The following is a 20,922-nucleotide window of genomic DNA, read 5'->3' on the forward strand; positions in this document are numbered from 1 at the left end:
CAACGATAGGAGCGCAGCACTCGCCCCATCGCCACCGGCTGGCCCGAGCAGTCGGGCGGCACCCCACAAGAATCTGGGGCTCGATCGTGCCATTCGGCGATCTGGGGCTGGATCTTGACGGAGGCGCGTGATTCCAGTGCCGCCACGGTCGCGTTTTCGCGACCGGAGACGCCTGAGAATCAGGTTTGGGGGGTGGGATGCACGCCGATGGTGGAGATGGACAGCAGCTTGGGGTGGCCGTTGGGCGGGAGGGCGTCGGCGAGGGTGGCCCCGTGGCCCGGCTCGCAGAGGAAGGCCACCGACGGACCGCTGCCCGAGAGCCAGCCGCACCACGCGCCAGCGTCCAGGCCGGCCTCGAGCGCCCTCCGTGAGTCCGGAGCGGCTGCGAACCGCACGTCCTGGTGGAGACGGTCGGCCGTCGCCGCACGCAGCGCGTCCACCCGACCGGCGGCCAGCGCGGCCACCAGGAGCGCCGCGGCACCGACGTTGGCCGCGGCGTCGGCGAAGGCGACGGTGGGCGGCAACCTGGTCCGTGAGGCGTCCGTCGACGTCGTCGATGCCTCGGGCACCCACACCACGACGTCGGGACGGAGCGGCGTGGACACCGGCACGACGTGCTCGCCGGCCGTGACCACCACTCCTCCGTACACCGATGCCGCGACGTTGTCGGCGTGACCCTCCAGGTCGGCGGCGACGTCGAGGATCCACCGACGCGTGCCGGCATCGCCGAGATCGTCGCCCCGCTGTCGGCAGGCCGCCGCCGCGCCTCCCACCCGCATCGCCCCACTGAACCCCAGGCCCCGGCTCATCGGGATCGGTGACCGCACCCAGACCGTCCCGTCGCCGCCGGCCCGCCGGAAGGCGATCGACGCCGGGTGATGCTCGTCGACCACTTTCGCCCGAAGCTCCGACGGCGTGGCGTCGCTCAGCACACCCACGTCGGCGAACAGCGACAACGCCATGCCCAGCGCATCGAACCCGGGACCGAGGTTGGCCGTCGAGGCCGGCACGCGGACGCTGCTGTCGCTCACGGTGCCGCCAGCCCGGGCTCAGTCGGCCGCGGCTTGCGACACGGCGACGAGTCGTTCGAGCGTCGCCGCTGCCTTGCCGCTGTCGATGGAGTCCACCGCCAGCACGAGGCCGTCGGCCATCGAGGCGGCGGCGCCACCGACGACGAGCGCGGCGGCGGCGTTGAGGACCACGATGTCACGGTGGGCGCCGTGCTCGCCGGCGAGGACGCGACGCACCACATCGGCGTTCTCCGCCGGGTCGCCGCCTACCAGCTGCTCCTCGGTGGCCGGGGCCAGGCCGAGCTCGACGGCGTCGATCGTGAACGTCCGCACCCCACCGTCGTGGTCGAGGGCGAGGACCGTGGACGGCCCGGTGGTGCTCAGCTCGTCGAGGCCCCCGCCGTGCACCACCCACGTGTCGGTGGAGCCGTGGGCCCGCAAGGACGCCAGCATGCGCTCGGCGAAGCGGGGATCGGCCACGCCGATCACCTGGCGGCGCACCCGCCCCGGGTTGGCCATCGGGCCGAGCAGGTTGAACACGAGCGGGATGCCGACTTCGCGGCGGGCCGGCGCGGCAAAGCGGAACGCCGGATGGAAGCGGGGAGCGAAGCAGAAGCCGATGCCGGCCTCGTCGACGCAACGGGCCACGCCGGCCGGCGAGAGCTCGAGCACCACCCCCAGCGCTTCCAGCACGTCGGCGGTGCCGCACTTCGACGAGGCCGCCCGGGCGCCGTGCTTGCACACCGGTACCCCGGCCCCGGCCGTGACGATGGCGGCCATCGTCGACACGTTGATCGAATGCGAGCGGTCGCCCCCCGTGCCGACGATGTCGACCGCCGACGCACGCACCTCGTCGCTGAGCGGGACCTGTTCTCCGGCCGCCAGCACGGCGTCGAGCAGACCGGACAGCTCGTCGGCGGTCTCGCCCTTGATCCGCAGGGCGACGGTGAGGGCGATCAGCTGGGCCGGCGTGGCGCCGCCCGACAGGATCGTGCCCATCGCCGCGGCAGCCTGCGGCGCGCTGAGGTCACGACCTTCGACGACGTGGGTGATCACACCCGGCCACCCGCCGTACGCGCTCAGCAGATCTGCGCCCGCCGGGGAGGGGCTGGCGCTGCCGGTCGCGGTCGGGGTGTCGCTCGTCGCCGATGTCACCCAGTCCACGGTATCGAGTAGCGGGCGCGCGGAAACTGGCCGGTTACCACCCCCTTCTTCGCCGGCTCAGGCCGGCCGGCGGCGTTGGCGAATGATCCGGCGTCGTTCCCGTTCGGTGGCGCCACCCCACACGCCCGCCTTCTCGCGATTCATCAGGGCGTGCTCGAGGCACGCAGCCCGGACGCCGCAGAGATCACACACCGACTTCGCCTCTTCGGCGTCGTCGTCGTCGTCCGGGTAGAAGATGGTCGCGTCGAGTCCTCGGCATGCTCCGGCCTGACGCCACTCGATCGATGATTGCCGCTCGATGTGTTGCAACGACACGTTGTTGGACTCCCCCGTTCCAAGTAGGTCTGCGAGCGGGAACGATAGAACCAACTCCGCCGGTCCGTAAAGGGGCAAAATTCCAGCGAAGAGTGGCACGGTCGCTCGGCCACCCGCCGGCACCCGGAACACACCGACCACGACCGCCTTCGAAGCACGTGCGGATGACCGTGCCATAGCCTGGGCGCCGTGGTTGATGCGCCCCGCTCCATCGAGCAGCACGAACCCCCGTTCGATCGGAGCGAGATGCTGCGGCGCCTCGCCGACGAGTCATTCGACGTGCTCGTCATCGGTGGGGGGATCACCGGGGTGGGTGTCGCCCTCGACGCCGCCAATCGAGGTCTGGCGACCGCGCTCGTCGAGGCGTCCGACTTCGCCTCGGGCACCTCGTCGAAGAGCTCCAAGCTGGTCCACGGCGGCCTCCGATACCTCCAGCAGGGCGACGTTCACCTCGTCTACCAGGCTCTTCGCGAACGCAAGCGACTCCGGCGCAACGCCCCGCACCTGGTCAAGATCCTCCCGTTCCTGCTGCCGATCCTCACCAAGGACGGCCTCATCCCCAAGCGGGTGGCTCGGGCGCTCGGCTCGGCGATGTGGATGTATGACCTCACCGGCGGCTGGCGGATCGGCCGTCTGCACCGGAGGGTGAACGCCGACGCGGCACACCGGCACATGCCGACGATGCCTCGTGAGCGGCTGAGCGGGGGCTACATCTACTACGACGCCACCGTGGACGACGCCCGGCTCGTCCTCACCGTCGCCCGGACCGCCGCCGCCAAGGGCGCGGTGGTGGCGAACTACGCCCGTGTCACCAACTTCCTCCACGACGCCGACGGCCGGGTGGGCGGCGCCACCGTCGACACCGGCCACGGCACCATCGACGTACGGGCCAAGGTCGTCGTGAACGCCGCCGGCGTCTGGGCCGACGAGGTGCGGGCGTTCGAGCGGGCCGGCGGCGAGATCAGCCACACGATCCGCCCCGCCAAGGGCGTCCACCTCACGGTGCCGTGGCGGCTCGTCCGCAACGACATCGCGGCCGTGATCCCCGTTCCGGGCGACAAGCGCAGCCTGTTCGTCGTGCCGTGGGGGGCCCGGGCCGACGGCACGTTCGACCATACGTACGTGGGCACCACCGACACCGACTACCAGGGCCGTCTCGACGACCCGCCGTGCACGGCCGACGACATCGACTACGTGCTCCGCGCGCTCAACGCCGCCGTCACCACGGGCGTGACGCCGGCTGACGTCACCGGCGTGTGGGCCGGGCTCCGCCCTCTCGTCCGCGACGACTCGGCGAGCGGACGCACCGCCGACCTCTCCCGTCGGCACCGCGTCACCGTGGGCGACACCGGCGTGATCTCGATCGCCGGCGGCAAGCTCACCACGTATCGCGAGATGGCCGAGGACACCGTCGACGCGGTCGCCGACGCCCTCTCCGGGCGACGCCCCCGGCTCGGCCGGCTGACCCGCTGGCGCCAGCAGCTGCAGGAGTACCTGCCCCGGCGCAACAGCACCCGATCGCTGCGGCTCCTCGGCGCCGACGGCTATTCCGAGTCACCGGCCGGTTCCCGCGAGGCCCGGCTGGGCGACCGCTACGGCACCCTGCGGGAATCGATCGAGGCCCTCGTCGCCGCCGACCCGGCGCTCGGCGAGCCGCTCGTGCCGGGTCTCCCGTACGAACGGGCCGAGGCGCTGTACGCGGCGCGCCACGAGATGGCCGTCTCCCTCACCGATGTGCTGACCCGCCGCACACGCTGCCACCTGCTCGATCGCGAGGCCACCGTGGCGGCGGCCCCCGATGTCGCCCGGCTGCTTGCCGGCGAGCTCGGATGGGACGAGGCGACCGTCGCCGACCAGCTCGCCGAGTACGAACAACTCGTCGCCCGAGAGCGCGCCGACGCCGAGACCCCTTCCGTCCCCGTCGCCTGACGTCCCGAGATAGTGCCAGGCACTATCTCGGACCACTGCCGGTCCGACGGGAGGGCCGGGCACATCCCGTCAGTTACGGTCCGGATAGGGTTCCGCGGCGTGCGGCCGACACCTCCGATCGAACTCACCGGGTCGGCGCCACGCTGGGGCGACGGAGTGGCGGTCACGTCCGAACTGCTCGACCAGCTGCGCGCCATCGCTCCGGTCGACGACGCCGAGGATGTCACCGCCGACGCGTCGCGGGACTGGTGGCCACTCGCCATGCACTGGGCGCTCGCCGGGCAGGTGCCGTCGCGGGCGGCGGCGGTGGTCCGGCCGACGTCCACCGAACAGGTCGGCGCCGTCCTGCGGGCGTGCCGCGGCGCCGCCGTGCCGGTCACACCAGCCGGCGGGCGCAGCGCCGTCACCGGCGCCGCGGCCCCGGCCTTCGGCGGCGTGGTGCTGGACCTGACCGGGCTCGATCGCATCGGTGACGTCGACACGGTGTCGGGCATCGTCGAAGCCGGTGCCGGTGTGTTCGGGCCCGACCTCGAGTCGACGCTCGCCGGGTACGGACTCAGCGTCGGTCACTTCCCCCAGAGCCTCGAACTGGCCACCGTCGGCGGCTGGGTCGCCTGCCGCGGCTCCGGGCAGTACTCGACGCGCTACGGCAAGATCGAAGACCTCGTCGTCGGCCTCGAGGTGGTGCTCGCCGACGGCACGGTCGTGCGCACCGGCGGAGCGCCGGCTGCCGCAACCGGCCCCGACCTCACCCAGCTCTTCTGCGGCTCGGAGGGCACGCTCGGGGTGGTGACGACCGTGTGGCTGCGGGCTCATCCGGTGCCCGTCGCCGAGCGCCGGGCCGCGTACTCGTTCGCCTCGTTCGCCGACGGCGTCGAGGCCTGCCGGGTGATCCTGCGCAACGGCGCCACGCCGGCGGTGCTCCGGCTCTACGACGAGGTCGAATCGATGGGCTCGGGACGGGGTGGCGACGGTTCCAGCTGCACCCTGCTCGTGCTCGACGAGGGCGATCCGCGGATCGTCGACGCGACGATGGACGTCGTCGCCGACGCCTGCCGGCTCGGCGCGCCGGCATCGGCGGCGCTGGTCGACGCCTGGCTCGAGCACCGCAACGACACGAGCGCGCTGCAGGCGCTGACCCGCAAGGGCTACGTGGTGGACACGATGGAGATCGCCGCGCCGTGGAGCCGCCTCGACGCGCTGTTCCGCGACGTCCGTGCCGCCCTGTCGGCCGTACCCCACGCCCGGGCCGCCACGTGTCACCTGTCGCACAGCTACACCGACGGCGCCTGCCTCTACTTCACGTTCGCCGCGCTCCCGCCGGCCGACCTCGTCGAGTCGACGTACGTGGCGATGTGGGATGCCGGGCAGCGAGCCGTGCTCGCCGGCGGCGGCAACCTGTCGCATCATCACGGCGTCGGCATCAATCGGGCCCGCTTCGCCGCCGAGGCGCTGGGCGAGGGCCTCACCGTGCTCGCCGCCGTCAAGGCCGCCCTCGACCCCGCCGGCATCCTCAACCCCGGCAAGCTCGGTCTTGCCTCCCCCTTCGGAGCGTCTCCATGGCCATGAAGTGGGATTGGGCGGCCATCAGGGCGGGGGCCGGCGTGTGTCTGGTGTTTGCCGTGCCGTTCTCGATTGCCGCGCGCATCGTCGCCGACAACGACAACTCCAACGGGGCCGTGATCCTCACGCTCGGCGCCATCGCCGGGTTCGTCCTGGGCGCCGGCTGCGCTGCCTGGGTGCAACGGGCGGGGACGCCGCTCAGCCACGGCATCGTGACCGCGTCGCTCACCTACGTCGCGGCGCAGGCGGTGTTCATCGCCATCCGCCTGATCCGCTCCGACGAGGTGCGCTGGTTCGCCGTGTTCTTCAACCTGTCGATCGTGGTCGGCGCCGGTCTGCTCGGCGGCTGGATCGGCCAGCGCCTGCAGTCCAAGGGCTTCACCCCGACCCGGAGGGCACCATGACGATGGTTCTCGTCATCGATGTGGGGACGACGTCGCTGCGGGCGGCGCTGGTGGACGACACCCTCCGCATCACCGACATCGAGGTCCGGCCCACGCCGCCGTCGACCCCGTTCCCCGGGCTGGTCGAGTTCGATCCGGCCGACATGGCGGCCACCGCTCTCGATGCGGCGACGGCCGTGCTCTCCCGGGCGACGGCGCCGGTCGTCGCGGTCGGCGTCGCCAACCAGCGCTCCAGCACCATCGTCTGGGATCGCTCGACGGGTGAGCCGATCGGTCCCGGCCTCGGCTGGCAGGACCTGCGAACGGTCATGGAGTGCATCACCGCACGCTCGGAGCACGGCCTCGCCCTCGCGCCGAACCAGTCGGCCACCAAGCTGGCGTGGATCCTCTCCAACGTCCCCGAGGCCGCCGGCCGGGACCTGTGTTTCGGCACCGTCGACTCGTGGCTCGCCTGGACGCTCACCGGTGGCGCCGCCCATGTGACCGATCACACCAACGCAGCGGTCACCGGATTGACCGTCGCCGCAGCGACGGCGTGGAACGACCGGGTGCTCCATGCCCTCGGACTCCCGGCCGGCGTGCTGCCCGAGATCGTGCCGTCGTCGGGCGTGATCGGCTCGGCCACGGCCCTGCCCGGGGCCCCGCCGCTCGCCGGGCTGGCCGGCGACCAGCAGAGCTCGATGGTCGGGCAGGGTTGCGTCCGTCCCGGCAGCACCAAGATCACGTTCGGGACGGGCGGCATGCTCGACACGTGCACCGGCGCGACCGCACCCGCGTCGGCGCACCGGTGCGAGCACGGCACGTTCCCGATCGTCGCCTGGTCGCGGGACTCCGGGCTGTCGTGGGGCTCGGAGGCGATCATGCTGTCGGCCGGCAGCAACGTCGAGTGGCTCTGCGACGACCTGAAGCTGATCGACTCGCCGGCGGCCAGCCACGATGCCGCGGCCAGCGTGCCCGACGCCGGAGGCGTGGTCTACGTGCCGGCGCTGCTCGGCCTCGGCACGCCGTCGTGGGACTACGGAGCCCGCGGCACGCTGCTCGGCATCACACGTGGCACCACGTCGGCTCACCTGGTGCGGGCGGTGCTCGAGGGGGTCGCCCACCGCGGCGTCGACCTGGTGGAGGCCACCGAAGCCGACACGGGGACGGCCATCGATCGGCTCCGGGTGGACGGCGGGATGTCGGCCAATCCGACGTTCGTCCAGGCCCTCGCCGACCTGTCGGGTCGGCCGGTCGAGGTCTCCCCGGTCGCCGAGGCGACCACCATGGGTGCCGCCTTCCTCGCCGGTCTGGCCGTCGGGGTGTGGGACGACATCGCCGATGCCGAGGCGATGTGGCGCCCCGCGCAGGTCGTCGAACCGGTCGACGGAGGCCGCCCCGGCGAGCGCGATCGGTGGGCCGATGCCGTGACGAGAGCCCAGGGATGGATCCCGGAACTCTCGGCCTTGGACTTCTAAAGTTGTTCGGCCCGCCTCCGAGCAGGAAAGCTAGGGCCCGTCCCGCCGTCGCCGGCGGGCAGCGGTCGCCCCAAACGCACCAACAGACCGCCTCGACGACATCTCAGACCAGGACCGGACCGACCCCGTCGGCCCGAGCCACCACCCAGACGGAAGGACCGCCCCTCGTGGACAACCGAACCGCGGCGCCACGCTCGACGCCGCCCTCGACTCCTCCCACGTCTTCGGCCGATGACTCGGCGCCGGAGTCGTCGGCCACGGGAAGCGAACCGGCCGCCCCTCCCACCACCGTCGCCTCCCCGGCCCGCCCGACCGAGGCCGACGTCGAGTTGCTCTCGTTCGCCCAGCAGTTCGAGCTCACCGCTCGCGATCTGTACGACGTCGCCCTCGCCGGCGCGGTGAAGGACACCGAGCACGTCAACGTGTTCCGAGCCTTCCGTGAGAACCACGAGGAGTACGCCAACGCCCTGTCCGCCCTGCTCGGCGTGGACGCACCGCAGGAGCGCGACGACGCGAGCTTCGACAGCCTCGAGGGATCGTTCGGGGGCGACGACCTCGACGGGGTCATCGCTGCCGCCTACGAGCTCGAGTCGGCGGCAGTCGTCACGCACACCGACCTCGTCGGCCGCCTCGAAGGCGTCGAGGGGGCCAAGACGCTGTCGGCCGCGCTGCTCGTCGAATCGTCTCACTGCACCGTCTTGGCCAGCGTGGCCGGCGACGGCGAGGATCTCGCCGCCATGCTCGACAACTCGGCCACGTCGCAGGCTCCGGCCGGCGGCGGTTCGGAGCCGTCGGGCAGCGAGGGCTCCGCCACCGAGCCCGCCTCGACCGAAGCGGCCGACACCGAGCCCGAGTCGGCCGACACCGAGTCGGCCGACACGGATGACTCCACGACCGAGACGACCGAGGCCTGAGATGAACGCCCAGCACCCCGACGCCCCCACCTTCGCCGACGACGCCCTCACCCCGAGCGCACGCCAGCCCTTCAGCCGTCGCCGCCTCTTCGAGTTCGGCGGCGCCGCGGCCGCGATGGCCGCAGTCCTCGCCGCGTGCGGCAACGATGGCGGCGGCGCGCCCGGCCGGGTCGGCCTGGCGCCCACCACCACGGCGCTGCCCACCGCGACCGTCGACGACGCCGTGTTCCTGCGCACGCTGCAGTCGCTCGAGTACTCCACCCTTGGCATGTACGAGCGGTTCGCCGCCGAGGGCGGCCTCGAGGGACAGGCTGCCGCCGCCCTCGAACGCTTCACCACCGACCACACCGCGGCCGCGGCCGAGCTCGACGGCCTGCTCGGTACCGTCGGCGGCACGCCCTTCGCCTGCCCCAACCCGTGGTACGAGGCCCGATTCTTCGGTCCGGCCCTCGACAACATCTTCGGCGGGACCAACTCCGACGGCGAGATCCCCGTCAGCGACGACATCCCCCGCGATGTCCTGACGATGATCTGGGCGCTCGAATCGCTCGCCACGTCGTCGAGCCTGCACTTCATCCCGCAGCTCTCCACCCCCGAGCTGCGCTCCGCCGTCATCGCTCTCGGCGCCAAGGCGTCGCGCCGCGCGGCCACCGCCACGCTCCTGCGCAACCCGGCGCCGGTCGGCTACCTCTCCCCCGAGATCATCGAGGCCGACGGCGGCGAGGTCCCCACGGTCGAGACCGAGCCGCCGGCGACCGATGCCAGCGCCGACTCCACGCCGGACGCCGCGCCGATCGTGCTGCCGTACGTCATCAGCACGCGCTTCGCTCAGCTCACCGCCGTCAGCATCGAGATCGGCGCCGTCAACGAGCTCGGACTGCGCTACAAGTCGGCGTTCGAGACGCCGGCCGACAACGCCTTCGTCTACAACAGCCTCACCTGCGACGCCTGACCGCGACGGCCCCACCGGTAGCCTGATGGCGATGGTGAGTCGGCCGGACGGTCGCGGCGTGGCCTGACCACGTCGAGGAAGGTCGGGACTCCACAGGGCACGGTGCTGGCGAGAGCCAGGTCGGGGTGACCTGACGGACGAGTGCAACAGAAAGCAGACCGCCGATGGCCGGCAACGGCACAGGCAAGGGTGAAACGGTGCGGTAAGAGCGCACCAGCACGGCGGGTGACCGTCGTGGCTCGGTAAACCCCACCAGGAGCAAGGTCGAGCAGAAGGTATGGGCGGCCCGTCCGCATCACCTCCCGGTGGTGCAGCCTTCGGGTAGACCGCACAGATGGATGGCCGTCACCGCCCTCGGGCGGTACAGAATCCCGCCTACACGCCGACTCACCATCACATTGCGTTCCCCGGCCACGCAGGCCGCCGGCTGAAACCGGATCGGTGAGCGGTGGAGGCAGGTTTCTGCGTTCTGGGGTCACACTTTGGCGATGCGAGGCCGGGACGGGACGGGAGGCGATGTCACAGGCGGGCGGGGTCGATCGTCTGGGTGGCATGCGCACACAACCCACGTACGTCGTCGGCGGTGGGCTCGCCGGATTGACGGCCGCAGCCGCCCTGGCCACCGCCGGCCACGCCGTCACCGTCCTCGAGTCGACCAGCGAACTCGGTGGCCGGGCCCGGAGCCGACGCCGTGACGGGTTCTCGATGAACGTCGGCCCGCACGCCGTCTACAAGGGCGGCGTCGGCTACCCCATCCTGCGCCGCCTGGGTGTCCCGCTGCACGGCGGCGCCCCGAACTTCCGCCGCTACGGCGTGATCACAGGCGGCACCGCACGTCGCGCCGCCCGCTACGTCGCCACGCTGCGCCGGCCGATCAGCACGGTCCGGGCCATGCTCGGCGCCGGCTCCCGCAGCGCCCGCGAGCTCGCCGGCACCAGCGTCGCCGACTGGCTCAGCGACGCCGTCCCCGACGCTCGCAGCCGCGCCGTCGTCGAATCCCTCGTGCGCACCACCAACTACGCCGCCGACCTCGACCTGCTCGACGCCGGGGCCGCCGCCCGGCAGATGCGCAACGCCCTGCGAGGCGTGCTGTACGTGCACGGCGGCTGGCAGACGATGGTCGACGGCCTCGCCGACATCGTGATCGCCCACGGTGGCACGATCCGGCGCAACGCCCCGGTCAGCCGCGTCCACCAGGACGGCCAGCGGGCGACCGGCATCACGCTCGACGATGGCACGGAGATCGACGCCGATCGCATCGTCGTGGCAGTCAACGAGGCCCGTCGGGCCGTGGCGCTGATCGACGGACCACCGCTGCTCGATCTCGAGGTGGCCGCCGCAGCCGCCGTCCCGATCCGGATGGCCCATCTCGACGTCGCCCTGCGGCCGCTCCCCCAGCGTCGCATCGTCACGGCGCTGGGACTCGACGAGCGGGTCTTCGTCTCCACACCGAGCGACGTCGCGGACGTGGCACCGGCCGACGGCGCAGTCGTGTCGGTCGGTCGCTATCTCGCTCCCGACGAGGAGGCCGACGACCACCGGGGTGAACTGGAAGCGGCGCTCGAGGCCGTCCAGCCGGGCTGGACCGACCACGTCGTGGACGTTCGCTACGTGCCCCGATCGATGGTGGCCGGCGACCACCCCCGGGTCGCCACCAATGGCACGCTCGGCCGGCCCACCGTCGGCATCGCCGGAGTCACCGGTCTCGCCGTGGCCGGCGACTGGATCGGACCGCGCGGGGCGCTCGCCGACGCCTCGGTACGATCGGGTTGGGACGCCGCCGCGCTGGTCGCACCCCGCAGCCTGTCGCACACGCCGGCCGCCCCGTCGCTCACCGCTCCGTGATCGCCCGATGACCGTTCAGTCGACACCATCCCGTCCCTCATCACCGGCCTCCGCCGGCGGTCGCACCTTCGACGCGTCGTGCGAGGACAACGCGACAGCGGCCTTCGCCGCCGCACGGCCGAAGCTGCTGTCGATCGCCTATCGCATGCTCGGCACGATGGCCGAGGCCGAGGACGTGGTCGGTGACGTCGCCTTGCGGTGGCTCACCGTCGACCACGCCACGATCGTCACCCCCGAGGCATGGTTGGTCACCGCCGTCACGCGGCGGGCGCTGGACGTGCTCAAGTCGGCGCGTCGCCAGCGCGAGCAGTACCCCGGCGTGTGGCTTCCCGAGCCCGTCGCCACGGGTCCGAGCGCGGGCGACCAGCTCGAGCAGACCGACGGCCTGACGATCGGGTTCCTCCTCCTGCTCGAACGGCTCACGCCGATCGAACGAGCGGTGTTCGTGCTGCACGACGTCCTCGACCACTCGCACAGCGAGGTCGCCGACGCCCTGGGGCGAAGCGAGGCTGCCTGCCGCCAGGCGCTCAGCCGGGCCCGCCGTCACGTGCGCGACGGTTCCGGCGATGCGCCCGCCGATGCCGGGCAGGCGGGCGCCGACATCGCCGTGGCCGCCGAAGCGGCACAGCAGATGCTCATCGCCGTGATGTCGGGCGATCCGGAGGGACTGCTCGCCACGCTCGCCCCCGATGTGGTCGTGCTCAGTGACGGCGGCGGCGTCGTCCACGCGGCGCTACGACCGGTCGTCGGACCGGAGAAGGTCGGCCGTCTGCTCGGCAACCTCGTCCGGCGGATCTACGCCAGCGGCGACGTGCAAATGGCGCAGATGGAGATCAACGGCACCGTCGGCTTCGTGATGTTCGGCTCCGGTCGGTGGGCCGCCACCACGGTGGACGTCGGCGCCGACGGCCGGGTCACCGCCATCAACATGTGGCTCAACCCCGACAAGCTCGAACGGCTCGTGGCGTCGCTGCCGTGGGCCGCCGACAATCCGGCCCCCTCCGAGGGCACGGGCCGCTTCCGCCACCGCCGCGGCGCACCTGTCGCGCCCTGACGCCGGCCGCGAGCCCGGCGGCTCCGCGTCAGGACACGTTGAGATTGGCGTCGGCGGTCTCGTTGAACGCCGTGAGCACCGGCACGCCGGATCGGATGTCGATGCGGCAGATCGACGCCGGTGACAGGTGGGAACGCCAGGCGATCTCGACACCGGCGCCGAGGGCCCAGGAGACGGCCGACTTGATCGGCGAGACGTGCGAGACGACGACGACGGTGCGGTCCCCTCCCGCCCGCTCGGCGAGCTCCTCACACGCGCCGCGCACCCGGCCATCGAGGGTGAGCAGGGACTCACCGCCCTCGGGCGCGAAGGCCGGATCGTCTCGCCACTTCGCCCAGACCCCGGCGGGTGTGGCGCGGGCGTCGACCCCTTCGAACACGCCGTACGACAGCTCGATCCAGCGCTCGTCGACGCTGAACGGCTGCCCGAAGGCCGACGCCGTCTGCTGCGCGCGCACGAGCGGGCTGCTGATCAGTTCGTCGACCGGTCCGATCCGATCGGCGATCACCTTGGCCTGCTGTTCGCCGACCTCGTCGAGCGGCTCGTCGATGCGCCCCTGCAGCCGGCCGGCGGCGTTGAGCGCCGTGCGGCCGTGGCGTACGAGGATCAGCACAGCGGCGTCGCCGATGTCGTCGGATCGGCCGTCCGCGTCGAAGACTCCATCAGACCGCGCCCCTCGTCTGCACGCCGCCGATGTTAGAGCTCACGCCGCGGCGAACAGCTGACCGGTCGCCCGGAACTGCCGGCGTCGAGCCGGGTCGGACAGTCCCGACCGTTTCCATATCCACACCACCAGTGCCAGCCCGGCCAGTTCGAAGACGATGTTGAGCGGGCCGCGCTGTACCGAGGGCAGGTCGAAGCCGTCGAAGTCGGTGCCGCCGAGCGGCCACCAGAACACGTCGGTGGTCGCCCAGGCCCCGTCGAACACGAGATGCAGCAGCGTTCCGATCGGCAGGCCGAGCAGGAGCCGGCGGATCGGCTTGCGCCCGCTCGTGGCCAGCATCACCACGACGAGCAGGCCGACGCTGAACACCAGTGTGTGCAACAGCCACATGCCGCCGGTCACGATGTCGATCTCGGGCAGGACGGCGCCGACGACGAGCAGCCGGTAGTCGAAGCGGGGGTCACGGAACACGTACCAGACCGTGAGCACGGCGGTGCCGATGAACCAGAACAGCACGAGTCGGCCCGTGTCAGGGCACGAGCAGGCGCCCGCAGTTGGGGCACTCGGCGATCGCATCGGAGGCGGCGGTCGCCTTGACGCGCTCGAACTCGCTGGTCGACAGGTCCATGTGACAACCGGTGCACTGCCGGCCGTCGAGGCGGGCGATGGCGACACCGCCGTGGTGGCGGCGTGCCGCTTCGTAGTCGGCGAGGGCCGACGCGTCGAAGCGTCCCACCAGCTCGTTGCGGCGCTCGGTCAGCGTCGCCACCTCGGCGTCGATCTCGGCCTCGGCGGCCGCCAGGGCGGCAGCGGCGGCGGCCTGGGCGTCGTCCTGCGCCGGGACCGCAGCCTCCACCTCGGCCAGCTCGCCGGCGAGGCGGGCGTCCTCCTCGAGGTGTTCGAGCTCGGCGTCGTCGAGGGCGTCGCGACGGGCGGCGATCGTCTCCAGCTCGTGCATCAGCGCCTCGGCCTCGCGCGGCGCGATCACGGTCTTCAGTTGCGCCTGGAGCCGCTCGCGCTGCCTGGTGAGGTCCGCGCCCTCCTTCTCGGCGGCGGCGACGGCCGCTTCGATCTCGGCTTGGCGAGCGGCGATGGCGGCAGCTCGCTTGCGGCTGACGTCACGCTGACTGGCGGCCGCGGCAGCCGCTTCACGCTCGGGGAGCCGCGCTCGGCGGAAGCCGAGCTGGTCGATCGCCGTGTCGACCTCCTGGAGGGCGACGAGATCGTCGCTCAGCACGGTCGGTTCACGGAGTTGGGTGCCACCCCGTGGAGGGTAGCGGGGCCCCGGACGCCAAGGTGTGAGCGACAAGTGTGAGCGACGAGCGCGCAGACCTGCATCCCTGGCTCACACCTCGCCGGCAGGATCGGCCCCTGCCAGCAAGTGTGAGTGGACGACGCGGCGATGCGCGTCCCTGGCTCACACATCGCCGCAGACAGCCTGCGGGTCAGCAGGCGCGGTAGACGTACCCGGACGACACGGGGTACATCGGCAGCGGCGCGTTGGGATCGAGGTTGTCCGGTGGGATGGTGGTGCCCGCCGGCACGGTGCCATAGACGGGCTGCACCGGCGTGGTCTGCACCGGCGGTGCCGGCGGTGCCGGCGTGGCCGGCGGGGCCGTCGGGGGCGGTGCGGCCGGGTTGGCGAAGCCACTCGGCTGGCCCGGAACTGCGGGGGCCCCGACCGGCTGTCCGCCGGTGTAGCCGGTGATGACGTACACGCACTCGTTGCCGGGCAGGAAGAGCCGGTACGGCTCACGGGCCGGCGCCGGCGGAGCCTCCCAGTCGGCGGCGCCCTCGGTCTGTGACGCAGCCTCCATGTAGTTCTGCCAGATCTCCGTCGGGTAGCCGCCACCCTGGACCCGGTCGTTGTCGAACTCGGGGACGTTGATCATCGGGGTATGCCCGTCGGGGTCGCCCACCCACACCGCCGTGGCGAGGTTGGGCGTGAAGCCGACGAACCAGGCGTTGGTGTTCTCGTCCTGCGTACCCGTCTTGCCGGCCGCGGGCACCGAGATCGGATAATGCCGCCCGGTGCCCACCGTGAGCACGCCCTTGAGGATGTCGACGGCCTCGAGCGCCACCTCGCGGTCGAGCACCTGCACGCCCGGATCCTCGTGCTGGTAGACGACGGTGTTCGTGCTGTCGGTGATCGACTCCACGTAGTACGGCTGCATGTGCAGGCCGTTGTTGGCGATCGTCTGGGCACCCGCCGCCATGTCGAGCGGCGACATCTCGTTGGCGCCGGTGGCCAGCGCCGGGAAGGGCTGCAACGGATCGCGCTGGCCGGGATCGAGGTTGCGGTTGAGGTACGGCGAGTCGGCCATGCGGTACATCGTGTCGACGACACGGTTGAGGCCGACGATCTGCGCCAGCCGGGCATAGGCGCAGTTGATCGAGCGCCACGTCATCTGGGCGAGCGTGTCGGGCTCGCGGCTGACGGCGTCGGTGATCTCGAACGGATCGCTCGGATCGCCGGGGTTGGGCAGCACGCACGGCCGGCGACCGTCGATGATGTCGGTGGCCTGGGCGCCGGCTTGCAGGGCGGCGGCGAGGATGAAGATCTTCACGCTCGACCCCGTCTGGCGGGGGGCGAGAGCCATGTTGACCTGGCTGTCCTCGAAGCTGCGCCCGCCGACCATCGCCCGCACGGCGCCGGTGGAGGAGTCGAGCGACACCATCGCCGCCTCGAATCCCTGATTGTTCTGCGGCAGCACCGTCGCCGCCGTCTCGGCGTACGCCTGATACGTCGGGTTGAGAGTCGTCTGGATCGTCAGACCGCCCCGGTACAGCGCGGCGAAGCGCTCGTCGTACGAGTCGCCGAGGATGTTGGACCGGTTCAGCAGGTAGTCGGTGAGCGCTTCGGAGAAGTACGTCCGCTCGGGCCTCGGCTGGTCGGGGAACGACTGCGCCCGGGCCGGGATCTGGAACGCCGTCGGGCTGTTGGGATCCTGGTAGGCGTCGGCTTCCTCCTGCGTGAGGATCGCTTCGTCGACGAGCTGGCCGAGCACCTGCTCGAACCGGTTACGGGCCGCTTCGGGATTGTTGATCGGGTTGTAGCTCGAGGGCGACTGCACCAAGCCGGCGAGGAACGCGGCCTGCACCGGCGAAAGATCCCTGGCGTGGAGCCCGAAGTACGTCTCGGCCGCGGCCTCGATGCCGTACGAGTTCTGGCCGAAGAACACCGTGTTGAGGTAACGCTGGAGGATCTCCTCCTTGCTGTACTGGCGCTCGAGCATCAAGGCGTAGTGGATCTGCAGCATCTTGTAGCGCAGGTCGCGGTCGAAGCCGCCGAGGTACTCGTTCTTGGCGACCTGCATCGTGATCGTCGACGCGCCCTGCTGGTTGGCGTCGGAGGCCACGTTCGACACCGTCGCCCGGAACAGCGCTCGGGCGTTGACGCCGTTGTGCTCGTAGAACTCGCGGTCCTCGACGGCGAGGAAGGCGTCGATGACGCTCTGGGGGACGTCGGCCAGCTCGATCGGCTTGCTGTTCTGGCGCTGGAAGACGGCGATGACGTTGCCGCTGGTGTCGAGCGCCCGGGAGGGCCGGGCGAGATCGTCGAAGCCCGGCAGCTCGATCGGGCGGCCCTCCCACGAGTTGGCGACACCCCAGATGCGGGGGGCGACGCCGGCGAACACGGAACTGAACAGCAGTCCGGCGGCCAGGGTGATCACGAGGAGCCGGGAGACCCAGGTGATGGCGCGCACGTCGCCCACGGTAACGCCCGAGGCCGCCGCGAAGCGGTCACCCACCGCCGGGTCCGGACCGTCATCCGAGTGTGGAATGCCCGGTTTCCGGGCCTTCCACACTCGGGAGGCGTTCAACACTCGGATGGGTCGGGGGGTGGTCGTAGGGTGCTGCCGTGGCTGCTCACCCTCGCCCCTTCCGGTTCGGCATCCAGATCCGCGACGCCCGCGACGGCGCCGGCTGGAGAGACCTCGCCCGCCGCATCGAGGACCACGGGTACTCGACGGCCACGATGCCCGATCACTTCACCGACCAGTTGGCGCCGATGCCCGCCCTGCAGGCGATCGCCGACGCGACCACGACGCTGCGCGTCGGCGCCCTGGTGTTCGACAACGACTACAAGCATCCGGTCGTGCTGGCCAAGGAGCTGGCCACGATGGATGTGCTGTCCGGCGGTCGGGTCGAGATCGGACTCGGCGCCGGCTGGATGACCAGCGACTACGAGGCGTCCGGCATCCCCCTCGACCGGCCGGGTGTGCGCATCGACCGCTTCGTCGAAGGCCTGCAGGTCATCAAGGGGGCGATGGGCGACGGGCCGTTCTCCTTCGAGGGCCGTCACTACACGATCACCGACTACGACGGCCTGCCCAAGCCGGTGCAGCAGCCCCGGCCGCCCATCCTCATCGGCGGCGGCGGCAAGCGGGTGCTCGGGATCGCCGCGCGCGAGGCCGACATCGTCGGCATCAACGGCACGATGACCGCCGGCGCCGTGGGGCCCGAGGCGCTCGAGACGATGACCCGTCCGGCGGTGCTCGATCGCATCGGGATCATCCGCGAAGCCGCCGGCGACCGCATCGACCGGATCGAGCTCAACATCCGGGTGTTCATGGTCTCCATCACCGAGGAGCCCGAGCCGATGATCGACAACCTGGCCAAGATGCTCGAGGTGGACCCCGACTTGATCCGTGAGTCGCCGTTCTCGTTGATCGGCCCGGTGTCGGCAGTCACGGAGGAGATCCTGCGACTCCGCGAGGAGACGGGGATCAGCTATCTCATCGTCGGCCAGGACGACGTCGAGGCCTTCGCCCCGGTGGTGTCGGCCCTCTCCGGCAACTGATCCCGCGCTGCCGGGCGGCTCCTCGTCCGGCCACGATCGGTCGCCCAACCGACGTTCCCGGTCCGTCGCCAGGTACGGTGCGTGCCGCGGGGCCCGGGCGTTCTGGGTTCCGGTGAGAAAAGTGAGGGCCAACATGGCCACAGGAACAGTGAAGTATTTCGACGATCAGCGCGGTTTCGGGTTCATCACCCGGGACCAGGGTGAGGACCTCTTCGTCCACGCCTCGCAGATCGCCGGCGAGGGCCGTCAGACCCTGCATGTCGGCCAGAACGTGCAGTTCGAGGTCGGGCCGAGCCGCAAGGGCGGCGAGGAAGCGCGCAGCGTCTCGCTCGTCTGACCAGTCGTCGTCGATGCCCCGTCCTGCCGGCACGGTCCGGCCAGGGCGGGGCATCGTCGCGTCCGGGCCAGCTTCCGCTCGGCCCGCCCCGGTAACAGATGGTGCCTGGCACCATCTGTTACCGGGGGGACCGCAGTACCCTCCGAGCAGGTGACGGACGGCGCGACCCTGCCCGACGACGGGATGATCGAGATCGACGCCGGGCCCACCGTGTGGCGCTTCGACCGGCGCTTCATGACGTCCAACTGGACGTGCATCTTCGGCGCCGGGTGTGAGGGCATCGGGCCCGAGCGCGCCGCGGCGCTCGGCCACGGCTGCTGCTCACTCGGCGCCGAGCTCGACGGCGAGGACGAGGCGATGACCCTGTCGGCGATGGCCGCGATGCTGTCGCCGTCGCAGTTCGAGCACCACGCCGACGCCGCGGACGGTGGCATCTTCGGCGACGAGTCGCGGCGCGGCACGCGGGTGGTCGACGGCGCCTGCATCTTCCTGAACCGGCCTGGATTCGCCGGCGGCTCCGGGTGCGCCCTGCACATCGCCGCCCTGGCGATCGGCGACTCGCCGATCGATTGGAAGCCATCGGTCTGCTGGCAGCTGCCGGTGCACGTGGACTGGGTGGAGCTCGACGAGGACACCGAGGTGGCCACGGTGCGGGCGTGGTCTCGTGCCGATTGGGGTGACGACGGCGACGTGATGGCGTGGTGCTGCACCGAGGAGCCCGAGCCCTACCGGGGCGATGCGCCGGTGTTCGAGTCGCTCGCGGCCGAGCTCACCGAGATCGTCGGCGAGCCGGTGTATGTCGAGCTGCGACGCCGCCTCACGACCTGACGACGAGCACGATCTTGCCGCGCCCGTGGCCGGTCTCGAGCTCCCGGTGGGCGTCCGCCGCCTCCTCGAGCGGGTACGTCGACCGGATGAGCGACGACAGCTCGCCGCCCGCAGACATCGCGACGAGTCGCTCGAGACGCTCGGCGCTGCGGACGCCCGACAGCGTCATCACGCCCACCTTGGGGCCGGCCTCGTGCTCGTAGATCGTGCGCGTCCGTCGCAGGTCACGGGCCAGCGCCACCGTCGCCTCGAGCGCACCCCGGCCGGCACCGTCGAGCACGACGTCCACGCCACCGGGAGCGAGCCGCCTGACCTCTCCCACGAGATCGCCCCGGTAGTCGACCGGCTCGGCGCCGAGCGCACGCAGGTAGTCGTGGTGTTCGGGCCGGGCCGTGCCGATGACCCTCGCACCGCGCCGGCGGGCGAGCTGCACGGCGTAGCCGCCGACGTTGCCGGCGGCTCCGTGGACGAGCACCACGTCGCCCGGACCGGGCTCGACCTCCTCCCACGCCATCTCCGCCGTCTGTGCGCCGGCGGTGAAGCCGCCCGCCACCTCCCAGGGCATCGTCGCCGGCTTGGCGACGATCTGGTCGGCCGGAATCACGACGTATTCGGCGTAGCACCCGAGGAACGTGAAGCCGAGCACCTCGTCGCCGGCGTGCCAGTGGTGCACGTCGTCGCCGACGGCGTCCACGACGCCGGCGAACTCGTTGCCCGGGACCGGCACCAGGTCGGGTGCCGCGTACGGCGGCCGGAATCCCTCGCGGATCGCCAGGTCGAGGGGCTGCACGCCCGCGGCATGGATCCGCACCCGCACCGTGCCGGGTGCAGGGTCGGGGGTCGGTAGGTCGCGGAGCTCGAGCACGTCGGGTCCACCGGGGCGGCTGATGAAGATGGCTTTCACGGCGGCCAGCCAAGCTCATCAAGTTCGCTTGAAGTCAAGGCCTCCGGTCACGGAGACGTGCTGCGTGTGTACGACTGGGTCAGCGGGCGTCGGTGCAGATGCACGACCGGTTGCCGGCGGCGTCCTCGAGCACCCAGAACCGCGGCGCCTCGGCGTCGCTGACCAGCCGCCCGCCGGCGTCGATGACGGCCTGCACCTCGGTCTCGGCGCGATCGGCCGGCACCCACACGTCGAGGTGCCACCGCTGGGACGGATGAGCGGCGGGGAGCGGGGCCCCGTCGCCGCCCGGTGCCTGGAACCACAGCGGCGGCATCTGCGCCGTGCGGTCGATGATGTCGTCGTCGCCGTTGTCGGCGCCCAGCACCGTCGCGTAGAACGGAGCCACCGGAGCAGGATCGTCCACGTCGAGACACAGCTCGAGCGCGCGCACCTTCTCCGGAGTGGCGGAGATCCCGGTCTCGGCGGCGAAGCCGCTGATCGCCCGGGCCAGGTCGATGTCGCGCGAGGTGATCGCGTCCACATCGTGGCTACGCAGCACGAGGGCGACCTCGGGATACGTCAGGGTGACGTCGGGATGATGGTTGGCCTCCTCGGCGGCAGCGGCGATCCGCTCCACGAACGCCAGCCCGGCAGCGAAGTTGCCGGTGGCGAAGCGGGTGCGGAGCGAACCGAGCACCAGGCGCCAGTCGTCGAGGCCGGCGGCTTCCACATCGGAGAACGTGAGCGGTTGTTTCGGATCGGTCATGGTCGCTCCCCTGCTGATCGAGACGGTCGCACT

Annotated in this window: 20 protein-coding genes and 1 other RNA gene; 12 read left to right on the forward strand and 9 right to left on the reverse strand. The window is 71.6% G+C overall.

The window, feature by feature from the left end:
• Window positions 1–179: 179 nt before the first annotated feature.
• The 3 genes from DN771_RS14980 to DN771_RS30420 all read right to left on the reverse strand — a co-directional run bounded on the left by DN771_RS14980 (window position 180) and on the right by DN771_RS30420 (window position 2,489).
• Window positions 180–1,031 (reverse strand): homoserine kinase, encoded by an 852-nt coding sequence (locus tag DN771_RS14980; protein ID WP_116998358.1) that lies wholly within the window; start codon window positions 1,029–1,031, stop codon window positions 180–182.
• Between the two features lie 18 nt (window positions 1,032–1,049).
• Window positions 1,050–2,093, reverse strand: coding sequence for an anthranilate phosphoribosyltransferase (gene trpD / locus DN771_RS14985; RefSeq protein WP_116998477.1), 1,044 nt, complete (start codon window positions 2,091–2,093; stop codon window positions 1,050–1,052).
• A 138-nt stretch (window positions 2,094–2,231) separates the two neighbouring features.
• Window positions 2,232–2,489 carry a WhiB family transcriptional regulator gene (locus DN771_RS30420; protein ID WP_227462363.1) on the reverse strand — a complete coding sequence of 86 codons (258 nt, stop codon included), beginning with the start codon at window positions 2,487–2,489 and terminating at the stop codon, window positions 2,232–2,234.
• Between the two features lie 189 nt (window positions 2,490–2,678).
• Between DN771_RS30420 and DN771_RS14995 the strand changes: the two genes are divergently transcribed.
• The 9 genes from DN771_RS14995 to sigJ all read left to right on the forward strand — a co-directional run bounded on the left by DN771_RS14995 (window position 2,679) and on the right by sigJ (window position 12,607).
• Window positions 2,679–4,418: a glycerol-3-phosphate dehydrogenase/oxidase gene (locus tag DN771_RS14995; RefSeq protein WP_205528607.1), complete on the forward strand. Its 1,740-nt coding sequence runs from the start codon at window positions 2,679–2,681 to the stop codon at window positions 4,416–4,418.
• Window positions 4,419–4,517: 99 nt separating this feature from the next.
• On the forward strand, window positions 4,518–5,987 hold the full coding sequence (locus tag DN771_RS15000) for an FAD-binding oxidoreductase (RefSeq protein ID WP_162941977.1): 1,470 nt from the start codon (window positions 4,518–4,520) through the stop codon (window positions 5,985–5,987).
• Complete coding sequence (locus DN771_RS15005; protein ID WP_116998361.1) at window positions 5,978–6,385, forward strand: hypothetical protein; 408 nt, start codon at window positions 5,978–5,980, stop codon at window positions 6,383–6,385. Before DN771_RS15000 ends, DN771_RS15005 begins: the two co-directional genes overlap by 10 nt.
• Window positions 6,382–7,842, forward strand: a complete 1,461-nt coding sequence (locus DN771_RS15010; protein ID WP_116998362.1) for an FGGY family carbohydrate kinase — start codon at window positions 6,382–6,384, stop codon at window positions 7,840–7,842. The genes DN771_RS15005 and DN771_RS15010 overlap by 4 nt, the downstream gene beginning before the upstream one ends.
• Before the next feature lie 167 nt (window positions 7,843–8,009).
• On the forward strand, window positions 8,010–8,756 hold the full coding sequence (locus tag DN771_RS15015; protein ID WP_162941978.1) for a ferritin-like domain-containing protein: 747 nt from the start codon (window positions 8,010–8,012) through the stop codon (window positions 8,754–8,756).
• A 1-nt stretch (window position 8,757) separates the two neighbouring features.
• The gene (locus DN771_RS15020; RefSeq protein WP_116998364.1) at window positions 8,758–9,708 is read left to right on the forward strand and encodes a hypothetical protein; all 951 of its coding nucleotides are present in this window, start codon (window positions 8,758–8,760) and stop codon (window positions 9,706–9,708) included.
• Between the two features lie 35 nt (window positions 9,709–9,743).
• An RNA gene (gene rnpB, locus DN771_RS15025) (RNase P RNA component class A) lies at window positions 9,744–10,102 on the forward strand.
• A gap of 158 nt (window positions 10,103–10,260) precedes the next feature.
• Entirely contained in the window at window positions 10,261–11,553 is a 1,293-nt protein-coding gene (locus tag DN771_RS15030; protein WP_162941979.1) for a phytoene desaturase family protein, read from the forward strand.
• Between the two features lie 7 nt (window positions 11,554–11,560).
• A complete protein-coding gene (sigJ, locus tag DN771_RS15035; RefSeq protein ID WP_116998366.1) occupies window positions 11,561–12,607 on the forward strand; it encodes an RNA polymerase sigma factor SigJ in 1,047 nt (348 codons plus the stop codon).
• Between the two features lie 28 nt (window positions 12,608–12,635).
• Here the strand turns inward: sigJ and DN771_RS15040 are convergent, their stop codons facing one another.
• The 4 genes from DN771_RS15040 to DN771_RS15055 all read right to left on the reverse strand — a co-directional run bounded on the left by DN771_RS15040 (window position 12,636) and on the right by DN771_RS15055 (window position 16,978).
• On the reverse strand, window positions 12,636–13,220 hold the full coding sequence (locus tag DN771_RS15040; RefSeq protein ID WP_162941980.1) for a histidine phosphatase family protein: 585 nt from the start codon (window positions 13,218–13,220) through the stop codon (window positions 12,636–12,638).
• 90 nt (window positions 13,221–13,310) lie between these two features.
• Complete coding sequence (locus DN771_RS15045; RefSeq protein ID WP_116998368.1) at window positions 13,311–13,787, reverse strand: hypothetical protein; 477 nt, start codon at window positions 13,785–13,787, stop codon at window positions 13,311–13,313.
• Between the two features lie 13 nt (window positions 13,788–13,800).
• Window positions 13,801–14,508, reverse strand: a complete 708-nt coding sequence (locus tag DN771_RS15050) for a zinc ribbon domain-containing protein (RefSeq protein WP_116998369.1) — start codon at window positions 14,506–14,508, stop codon at window positions 13,801–13,803.
• 208 nt (window positions 14,509–14,716) lie between these two features.
• Complete coding sequence (locus tag DN771_RS15055) at window positions 14,717–16,978, reverse strand: transglycosylase domain-containing protein (protein WP_162941981.1); 2,262 nt, start codon at window positions 16,976–16,978, stop codon at window positions 14,717–14,719.
• A gap of 155 nt (window positions 16,979–17,133) precedes the next feature.
• On the opposite strand from DN771_RS15055, the gene DN771_RS15060 reads away from it, so the two are divergent.
• From DN771_RS15060 to DN771_RS29550, 3 genes are all read left to right on the forward strand, one after another.
• Window positions 17,134–18,075, forward strand: a complete 942-nt coding sequence (locus tag DN771_RS15060; RefSeq protein ID WP_116998371.1) for a TIGR03621 family F420-dependent LLM class oxidoreductase — start codon at window positions 17,134–17,136, stop codon at window positions 18,073–18,075.
• A gap of 133 nt (window positions 18,076–18,208) precedes the next feature.
• Complete coding sequence (locus DN771_RS15065; protein ID WP_116998372.1) at window positions 18,209–18,412, forward strand: cold-shock protein; 204 nt, start codon at window positions 18,209–18,211, stop codon at window positions 18,410–18,412.
• 150 nt (window positions 18,413–18,562) lie between these two features.
• Window positions 18,563–19,240 (forward strand): DUF3109 family protein, encoded by a 678-nt coding sequence (locus DN771_RS29550; protein ID WP_162941982.1) that lies wholly within the window; start codon window positions 18,563–18,565, stop codon window positions 19,238–19,240.
• On the opposite strand, the gene DN771_RS15075 is transcribed toward DN771_RS29550, so the two are convergent.
• A complete protein-coding gene (locus DN771_RS15075; protein ID WP_116998374.1) occupies window positions 19,230–20,144 on the reverse strand; it encodes an NADP-dependent oxidoreductase in 915 nt (304 codons plus the stop codon). The genes DN771_RS29550 and DN771_RS15075 overlap by 11 nt on opposite strands.
• A 79-nt stretch (window positions 20,145–20,223) precedes the next feature.
• Window positions 20,224–20,889 (reverse strand): 4a-hydroxytetrahydrobiopterin dehydratase, encoded by a 666-nt coding sequence (locus DN771_RS15080; RefSeq protein ID WP_116998375.1) that lies wholly within the window; start codon window positions 20,887–20,889, stop codon window positions 20,224–20,226.
• Window positions 20,890–20,922 lie beyond the last annotated feature (33 nt).

It is taken from the genome of Desertimonas flava (genome assembly GCF_003426815.1).
Taxonomy (GTDB): Bacteria; Actinomycetota; Acidimicrobiia; order Acidimicrobiales; family Ilumatobacteraceae; genus Desertimonas; species Desertimonas flava.

Coding starts and splice junctions, on each gene's coding strand:
- DN771_RS15030 (WP_162941979.1), top strand. CDS start 10,261: ATGCGCACACAACCCACGTACGTCGTCGGCGGTGGGCTCGCCGGATTG.
- DN771_RS15020 (WP_116998364.1), top strand. CDS start 8,758: ATGAACGCCCAGCACCCCGACGCCCCCACCTTCGCCGACGACGCCCTC.
- sigJ (WP_116998366.1), top strand. CDS start 11,561: ATGACCGTTCAGTCGACACCATCCCGTCCCTCATCACCGGCCTCCGCC.
- DN771_RS15065 (WP_116998372.1), top strand. CDS start 18,209: ATGGCCACAGGAACAGTGAAGTATTTCGACGATCAGCGCGGTTTCGGG.
- DN771_RS15010 (WP_116998362.1), top strand. CDS start 6,382: ATGACGATGGTTCTCGTCATCGATGTGGGGACGACGTCGCTGCGGGCG.
- DN771_RS15005 (WP_116998361.1), top strand. CDS start 5,978: ATGGCCATGAAGTGGGATTGGGCGGCCATCAGGGCGGGGGCCGGCGTG.
- DN771_RS15080 (WP_116998375.1), bottom strand. CDS start 20,889: ATGACCGATCCGAAACAACCGCTCACGTTCTCCGATGTGGAAGCCGCC.